This is a genomic window from Caballeronia glathei, assembly GCF_000698595.1.
Taxonomy (GTDB): Bacteria; Pseudomonadota; Gammaproteobacteria; order Burkholderiales; family Burkholderiaceae; genus Caballeronia; species Caballeronia glathei.
Genome location: NZ_JFHC01000237.1, coordinates 1 through 1,188 on the forward strand (window position 1 = coordinate 1; position 1,188 = coordinate 1,188).

Consider the following 1,188-nt stretch of genomic DNA (forward strand, 5'->3'; position numbering starts at 1 on the left):
GTCATTGCGCCCAAAAAATTCGAGGCTGCCGTCCGGCCGATAGCGTCCAAGGTCACCCGTGCGATAGAGACGGGAGCCGGGAACGAACGGATCGTCGAGGAAACGCTCGGCGGTGAGCTCGGGCCGGTTCAAATAGCCACGCGCCACACCCGCGCCACCGACGTAAAGCTCGCCTACCGCACCAACAGGCGCCAGTTGACGTTGCGCATCGAGCAGATAGATCGTCAGATCAGGAATACGCACCCCGATCGGGCTGTTGCTGTCCGTACAGTCCTCGCGAGTCAGCGGCCGGTAGGTCACGTGTACGGTCGTCTCGGTGATGCCGTACATGTTGACCAGTCGCGGCTTCTGGTCCGAATGTCGCGCGTACCAGGGTTCGAGCGTCGACGGATTCAGCGCCTCGCCGCCGAAGATCACGTAGCGCAACGCAGTGGAGGCGTCGTTTGCTTCCTGCGCCTGAATGAGGGCGCGAAAGGCGCTGGGCGTCTGATTGAGAACGGTGACGCCCTCCTGCTGAAGCAGGCGAAGGAAATCGGGTGCGAAGCGAGCCACATGCTGCGGCACGATCACCAGCTTTCCGCCATAGCGCAGCGCGCCCCACAACTCCCAAACCGAGAAATCGAAGGCGAACGAGTGGAACAGGCACCAGACATCGCGCTCATTGAAGCCGAACCAGTCCTGAGTTGCGTCGAACAGGCGCACGATCTGGGCGTGCTCTACCATCACGCCCTTGGGCTTGCCGGTGGAGCCGGAGGTGTAGATCACGTAGGCGAGGTGACGCGGGGCGACAACCGTTTGCGGATTGTCTTGCGGGAGTGCGTCACCGAGCTTCGCGTTGGGATCGAGCACGGCGAGCACGCCGGTTTCTCCCAGCGCTTCGCGGCCTGCGGCGTCGGCGAGCAACAGCCGTGGTGCGGAGTCGGTGAGGATGTGGTTCAGACGCTCGCCCGAGTAGGCTGGATCGAGCGGCACGTAAGCACCCCCGGCCTTGAGGATGGCGAGTAACGCGACGATCATGCCGATGCCGCGCTCCATGCACAGCGCCACACGATCTTCCGGACGCACGCCCAGCGCGATCAGATGATGCGCGAGCCGGTTGGCGCGCGCATTGAGTTGCGCATAGGTGAGCTGCTCGTTCTCGAAGACCAGCGCAATTGCATTGGGCGTGCGTTGGACCTGTTGCTCGAA

Annotated in this window: 1 protein-coding gene; it reads right to left on the reverse strand. The window is 63.2% G+C overall.

The window, feature by feature from the left end:
- On the reverse strand, nucleotides 1-1,188 hold a 1,188-nt coding region (locus tag BG61_RS38520; RefSeq protein WP_035943686.1), incomplete at both ends, for an amino acid adenylation domain-containing protein.